Here is a 6,007-nt window from a genome sequence, read left to right on the forward strand (position 1 = left end):
TTCCCATGGCATCGCTCAAAGGCAAGAGAATTATTGTCGTCGGAGGCAGTTCCGGCATAGGGCTCGGCGTAGCGGCAGCCGCGCTGGAGCGCGGCGCGGAGCTGGTGATCGTCGGCCGCTCGGGCGAAAAGCTCAAGGCCGCGGAACGGACGCTCGGCCCAGGCGGTCGCGTGCGAAGCCTTTCGGCTGATATGACGAAGGAAGCGGACATTGCCCGGATGTTCGACGAAACCGGTGCCTTCGACCACCTCGTCTCGACGGCCGGCACGCCGCCGCCCAACGACCCGATCGGCCAGACCGACATGGACTACGTGCGGCGCTTCGTCGACAACAAGCTGATCGGCGCCGTGATGCTCGCCAAACATGGCGTGCGCACGCTGAAAGCCGGAGGGTCGATGACCTTTACATCAGGCATCAACAAGGACCGCCCGCCGGTTCCCGGAGGCTCGGTTGTTTCCGCGATCGCCGGTTCATTCAGCTATTTCGCCCGGGCGCTGGCGCTGGAGCTGGCCCCGACGCGCGTCAATATCGTGTCGCCGGGATGGGTCGACACGCCGATGTGGGACGAACTCGTCGGTGAGGCCAAATCCGGTTTTTTCGCCGGCATAGCCGCCCGCCTGCCCGCGAGAAAGGTCGCTACGCCCGCCGACGTCGCCCCTGCCTATCTCTACCTCATGGAAAGCGAATTCACGACCGGCGAGACGATCCGCATCGATGGCGGACAGAACCTGATCTAGTTGGCATCGCAGGGTCGTCAAACGTCACGCTTCGATGCGACGCCACCTGGGTTTGAACGATACCGTCCGCAGTCCGGCGTCGCGCACGCGATTGACGAATGCGTCGTTGACGAACACCGGGGACGCGCGCATCGGCAGCTTGAACATTTCGGCGGTGCCGATCTTGTCCGCATCGAATTCGTATCGCTCGATCGCGAGAATGGCGCCGTCATCGAAATAGACGATTCCAGACCGCTCCTCGTCCAGCGCATCGATCACGGTGGTCACGTTGAAAAGCCAGACCTCTTCCCCGCGCAACGGGATCAGCTGGCCATAGGGCAGCAGATATGCCTTCAGCGCGTCGACGGCAGGCTTGCGCAAAAGCGGCGCATGCTCGCCAAGCCAAGGGAAGTCCGAATAGAGGGGGTCGCCCTCCGACACGCGGCGCATGACCGGTGGATCCCAGTTCTCGAGGGGTGTTCCGTCAAGGGAGGAGAAGACCTCGTAGTAGGCCTCGTCGACCGGAAGCACCCATTCCTGGCCCTCGACAACCGCGAATTCGTAAATGGTCGTCATCGCCGGCGTTCCCAAGTTCAGGCCTGCTTCCGCTTCTGCGATCCCATCAAACGCTGGCCTGCCTTCAGAAGCATCAAAGCATATCATCTATGGATATTTTGTCGTGGCCGGGGGGCTCGGCTCGCCCGCGAGTTCGTTCGGCAGCGGCAAACTCGAGCACTGCAAATGTATCCTGCGGGCGAACATCTTGCGCTCCTTTTGCTCGTGCTCCTTGATGGCTGCCGCGAGACCCAATCCGTAAGGGCCAAGGAAGACACCGGTCCCCCAACCGGGATGCTCTTTTTCACGCGCATCATAGTTCGAGGCCTCGACCCGGGCCTGTTGGCATTCCGGCGATATCCATTTCGGGTCTTGCGTCGAAAGCGAGGCCCCATAATCCACCGGAGAGCTCACACATCCAGTTGCCACCGTGGCTAGCACCACCAACACCACAAGTCTCATCCCGGGTCTTCTCCGCGGCATTTTCGAGAGCACAGACCCTCCTTGCTACACGGGGAAGGCCGGCGCAAGGCGGTTGACCCGGCAGGCCATCCGGCCGATAGGTCCGCTAAAAACCTCGAGAACCCCATGACCACACAGCTCCACGATGCGACGACGGCCGCAGCTGAGCCCGTTTCCGATGCCGACGCCGCCTGGCAGGACGACATCCGCGCCGGCGTGCGCCATGTGCGCGATCTGGCCGTGCAGCCGCTGTCGCCAGGCGAACGCGCGACGGCCCAGGAAGCAGCCTCCCGCCACAAGGTGCGTATCCCCAAATCCTATCTCGACCTGATCGACTGGGAAGACCCCGCCGATCCTATCCGGGCGCAAGTCATCCCGTCTCCCGACGAGCTGGTGACCGGCGAAGGCGAGCTCGACGACCCGATCGGCGACCACGCCTTCAGTCCGGTGCCCAGGCTGACGCATCGCCATGCCGACCGGGTGCTGCTGTTTCCCACCTATCAATGCGCGGTCTATTGCCGCTTCTGCTTCCGCAAGGAGTCCCTGACCTCGATCGGACGCGGCTATACGCGCGAAGCCCTGGAGCCGGCGCTCGCCTATATCGCTTCCCACCCCGAGATCCGCGAGGTGATCCTGACCGGCGGCGACCCGCTCTCGCTGCCCGACAAGGCGCTCAACGAAATCCGCGCCCGCATCGAGGCGATCGCGCATGTGCGGCTGATGCGCATCCACACCCGCGTGCCGGTCGCGCTGCCTTCACGCATCACGCCAGGGCTGATCGCTGCCTTGCAAGGCCGGCTGATGATCACGGTCGTCACCCATTTCAACCATCCGCGCGAGATCACCGATGCGACCGAGGCGGCCTGCCGCGGCTTGCGGCAGGCGGGATTCGTGCTGCTCAACCAGAGCGTCCTGCTCAAGGGCGTCAACGACACTGTCGAGGTGCAGGAGGAACTCTGCCGCGAGCTGATGTACCGCCTGGGGGTAAAGCCCTATTACCTTCACCACGGCGACCTCGCGCGCGGCATGGCGCACCGCCGCACCACGATCGCCGAAGGCCAGGCGCTGGTGGCCGCGCTGCGCGCGCGCCTGTCCGGCATCTGCAATCCCATCTACGTGCTCGACCTGCCCGACGGTGGCGGCAAGGTGCCGATCGGGCCGGGTTACGTGGAAGACCGCGACGGCGGCAACTGGCGCATTCGTGGGCAGGATGGAAAGGTGAGGGAATATACAGAAGTGGTGAGCCAGCTCTGAGTCCACATTCCCGGCGGCGTCCGTGCGATCAGGCGTTGTCGCGCCCCGGCATAAATGCATATTGTGAGCGGTTCGCGGTTGCGGAGCATGGGCGGTGGCAGCGGCAGGCAGCAGTCAAGGCGTTGTGTCCCAACGGCAATTCGTCGACACCGGGGTTCAGCACTGCGTGCTGGACACGGCAGGCCTGGCGCCTCGGCAAGCCCTTGCGTTGTGGCAGGAGAATATCGGCCTGCTCTACGACGTTCGCCTGCGCAACGCCGGCGATGACCGGTTTCATTTCCACGCCGATGCCTTTCACTTCGGCGAGATCGTTCTCACCTCGTATGGGTGCATCGCGCAAAGCTTCGACCGCTCGCGCGCCCGGATCAGCCGCGACGGCCTCGATCACATCACTGTGCAGGTCTGCCTGCGCGGAAGCCATGGACGGCGCGATGGCGCATCGGATGAAAAGGCCTCGTCGGGGGACCTGATCGTGGCCGACCTGGCACAGGCCCAGTCGACGGGTACGTCCGATTTCGACAGCCTCAACCTGACCATGCCGCGCCGCCTGCTGGCGCCATTCCTAAAGGCGCCGGACGAGCACAATATGCGCGTCATTTCCGGCAACGCGCCGTTGGCGGCGCTGTTGCGTGGGCATCTTGTGGGCCTCTACGGGGCCGCGCCCGCAATGAGCCGTCAGGACGCCGAGGCGGTGATCGGGCCGACGCTGGAACTCGCCGCCGCAGCCGTGAATTCGGCCGTGGCGGAGGAAAACGCCGCCTCGGTCCACCTGGCGCTGACCAGCGAGATCCGTCGCCACATCGACGCGCATATCCGCAGCCGGCACCTCACCGCCGAGGCCATCGCCGCCATGTTCGGCATTTCCATGCGCAAGCTCTATTACCTCTTCGAACCTCATGGCGGTCTTTCCAGATATATCCAGGAGGAGAGGCTGCGCCGCTGCCGCGCCGAACTCGCCGATCCCGGCCGCCGGCACGAAAGCATTGCCGAGATCGCCGATCGCTATGGTTTCGGTCACCGCAAGAGCTTCGTGCGCGCCTTCCGCCGCTCTTTCGACATGACCCCGCGGGAGATGCGGGCACATGCCGCCCATGGGCGCAGCCAGTCCCTCGGCCATGGCGAGAACCGCACCATGTGGCACTGGATCCGCGAACTGCGATAGAGGCGGCGTGCCAGCCGAAAGGCAAATGAATCAATGGACAAGCGGTGTCCGATCAGCAGGCATGTGAAGAGCCTTCCCGTGCTTTCCGAGGCGATTTCCCCGATCGGTTGCACCAGCGGCCACATTCCCTGCGCCTCATGCCACATTTGCGCGGAGCCCTCACATAGGTCTTGAAATTCTGCCGCAGCCCGCGCGAAAAGCGGCCGAAGGCTCACACCACGTCGAGGGCACTGGAGGGGTTCATGGCACTGTCTAGAGCGGAGAGGCAGCAAACGGCGCCCGCCATCGGCGGCACCCCGTGAGGTTCTGAGCGGGGATCGAACGCAGGTGGCCGACCAGGACACCATCATAGTTCTGTCCACGGACGCGATCGCGGCCCGAGAGCGCGAAGCTGCCGTGCGCGAGTTCTATGGCCGCATCTGCATGCGGCTGGACCTTGCGCCGCTTGAACGCGGCGAGTTGCGGCTAAGCGCCTCCACCACCATCCTGCCAGGGGTGAGCGTGGCCCACGGGCAGGTCGCGCCCATGGCTTGGGAACGCACGCCCGCGCTCCAGCAGGACGCCAATGACGACCTGGTGGTGTCCTGGATCGCGGGCGGGTGGCGTTTCGATACGGCACGGCACGAGGCGGTTGAGACCTCGCCCGGTGCGCCCTGCATCATGCCGATGGACCGGAGCTGGCGAGCGAGGGCGCAGAACGGCGATTGGACGATCTGCGCGCGATTTGCCCGATCGACGCTCACTCCTCTCCTTCGCCATGTCGGCGATCTCAGGCCGGATGCCATCAATCCCGGCACGCCTGAAGCGCGGCTTCTGCTGGCCTATGTCGAGGCGGTGGCGGGTGGGGCGATCGGCCCCGGTCTGGCGCCGCTGGCCGCCCAGCACATTGCCGATCTGTTCGCCGCGGCGGTCGGCGCCAACCGCGAGGTTGAGCAGGTGGTCGCCGGCCGCGGCGTTCGTACCGCCCGCATGCATGCCATCAAGCGTTATATCGAGGAGAACCTGCACCGAGCGCGCCTCTCGGCAGAGACGGCGGGCCGGGGGCTGGGGCTCAGCCCGCGCTACATCAGGCGCCTTTTCGCCGAAGAGGGGCAGGGGTTTTCCGACTATGTCATGCAAAGACGGCTGGAGCGGGTCCACCGGCAGCTCGCCAGCCCGCTTTTTTCAGCAAGGCCGATCGCCGACCTCGCTTTCGAGGCGGGGCTGGTCGAACCCTCGACCTTCTACCGGCAGTTCCGGTCCCGCTATGGCATGACCCCATCGGAGGTGCGCGCCGGCCGCGCGCCGTGAGACGCATGCGGCCGCTCACGCATGGCAAACCCGGTCACCTGTTCCGTCAGTGCCACTTGCCTGTGCCGCCAGTGCGATACGCCTTTATCCACGGTGCGGGCATGGTCGCGCCGGCGGACGCGGGTGCAACGGCATGCGCGGGAGCGGGGGCGAGCGGCCAGGCCTCCGTGACATCGGAAAGCTGGCCCTGGAGATAAAAATGCGTGCGGCGAGAAGCTTGATACTGGGCATTACGGTTTTCTGCGCAATTCTTCCGACCGAGGTCTTCGCGGCCTACAAATGCATGAATCCGGCAATCTGCAGGGCGGTCTGCGGCAGCGAAACATGCGGCAAGATCGCCGCGCGCGATCCCGACATGAAGGCGCTGGACCTGTCCAAAGGCGCGTCCGGGCAGATCGCCGCTTCCAGCAGCGGGTCTTCGTCCGGGACCAGCTCGAGAAAAACCTACACCTGTTCGAACCCGGCGATCTGCATCGCGGTCTGCGGCAAGAAGACCTGTCCGTAACCAGAACGGACTCGGCGTATCATCAGAGGCGCCGGCGCGCGGCGCCGGCGCCGTTGGCGCGTG

7 protein-coding genes are annotated in these 6,007 nt (G+C 65.1%); 5 read left to right on the forward strand and 2 right to left on the reverse strand.

What is annotated here, in order from left to right; translation table 11 throughout:
* The first annotated feature begins 5 nt into the window (after positions 1 to 5).
* On the forward strand, positions 6 to 737 hold the full coding sequence (locus tag LB541_RS28230) for an SDR family oxidoreductase (protein ID WP_140499026.1): 732 nt from the start codon (positions 6 to 8) through the stop codon (positions 735 to 737).
* A gap of 24 nt (positions 738 to 761) precedes the next feature.
* Here the strand turns inward: LB541_RS28230 and LB541_RS28235 are convergent, their stop codons facing one another.
* Both LB541_RS28235 and LB541_RS28240 read right to left on the reverse strand, forming a co-directional pair.
* Entirely contained in the window at positions 762 to 1,292 is a 531-nt protein-coding gene (locus LB541_RS28235; RefSeq protein WP_224620098.1) for an imm11 family protein, read from the reverse strand.
* Between the two features lie 87 nt (positions 1,293 to 1,379).
* Positions 1,380 to 1,733: a hypothetical protein gene (locus tag LB541_RS28240; protein WP_140565320.1), complete on the reverse strand. Its 354-nt coding sequence runs from the start codon at positions 1,731 to 1,733 to the stop codon at positions 1,380 to 1,382.
* A gap of 126 nt (positions 1,734 to 1,859) precedes the next feature.
* Here LB541_RS28240 and LB541_RS28245 point away from each other — a divergent pair, with 126 nt between their 5' ends.
* From LB541_RS28245 to LB541_RS28260, 4 genes are all read left to right on the forward strand, one after another.
* Positions 1,860 to 2,987: a KamA family radical SAM protein gene (locus LB541_RS28245; protein ID WP_140565318.1), complete on the forward strand. Its 1,128-nt coding sequence runs from the start codon at positions 1,860 to 1,862 to the stop codon at positions 2,985 to 2,987.
* Between the two features lie 94 nt (positions 2,988 to 3,081).
* Positions 3,082 to 4,149 carry a helix-turn-helix domain-containing protein gene (locus LB541_RS28250; protein WP_140559819.1) on the forward strand — a complete coding sequence of 356 codons (1,068 nt, stop codon included), beginning with the start codon at positions 3,082 to 3,084 and terminating at the stop codon, positions 4,147 to 4,149.
* Between the two features lie 327 nt (positions 4,150 to 4,476).
* The gene (locus LB541_RS28255; RefSeq protein WP_224620099.1) at positions 4,477 to 5,439 is read left to right on the forward strand and encodes a helix-turn-helix transcriptional regulator; all 963 of its coding nucleotides are present in this window, start codon (positions 4,477 to 4,479) and stop codon (positions 5,437 to 5,439) included.
* Between the two features lie 199 nt (positions 5,440 to 5,638).
* The gene (locus LB541_RS28260) at positions 5,639 to 5,944 is read left to right on the forward strand and encodes a hypothetical protein (protein WP_140499015.1); all 306 of its coding nucleotides are present in this window, start codon (positions 5,639 to 5,641) and stop codon (positions 5,942 to 5,944) included.
* The last annotated feature ends 63 nt before the right edge of the window (positions 5,945 to 6,007 follow it).

Origin of the sequence: Mesorhizobium sp. BR1-1-15 (assembly GCF_020165475.1) — a bacterium.
Lineage (GTDB): Bacteria > Pseudomonadota > Alphaproteobacteria > Rhizobiales > Rhizobiaceae > Mesorhizobium.

What these genes read in the sequence shown, in the direction of transcription:
- LB541_RS28235 (WP_224620098.1), bottom strand. Translation starts at nt 1,292, where the DNA reads ATGACGACCATTTACGAATTCGCGGTTGTCGAGGGCCAGGAATGGGTG.
- LB541_RS28230 (WP_140499026.1), top strand. Translation starts at nt 6, where the DNA reads ATGGCATCGCTCAAAGGCAAGAGAATTATTGTCGTCGGAGGCAGTTCC.
- LB541_RS28245 (WP_140565318.1), top strand. Translation starts at nt 1,860, where the DNA reads ATGACCACACAGCTCCACGATGCGACGACGGCCGCAGCTGAGCCCGTT.
- LB541_RS28240 (WP_140565320.1), bottom strand. Translation starts at nt 1,733, where the DNA reads ATGAGACTTGTGGTGTTGGTGGTGCTAGCCACGGTGGCAACTGGATGT.
- LB541_RS28260 (WP_140499015.1), top strand. Translation starts at nt 5,639, where the DNA reads ATGCGTGCGGCGAGAAGCTTGATACTGGGCATTACGGTTTTCTGCGCA.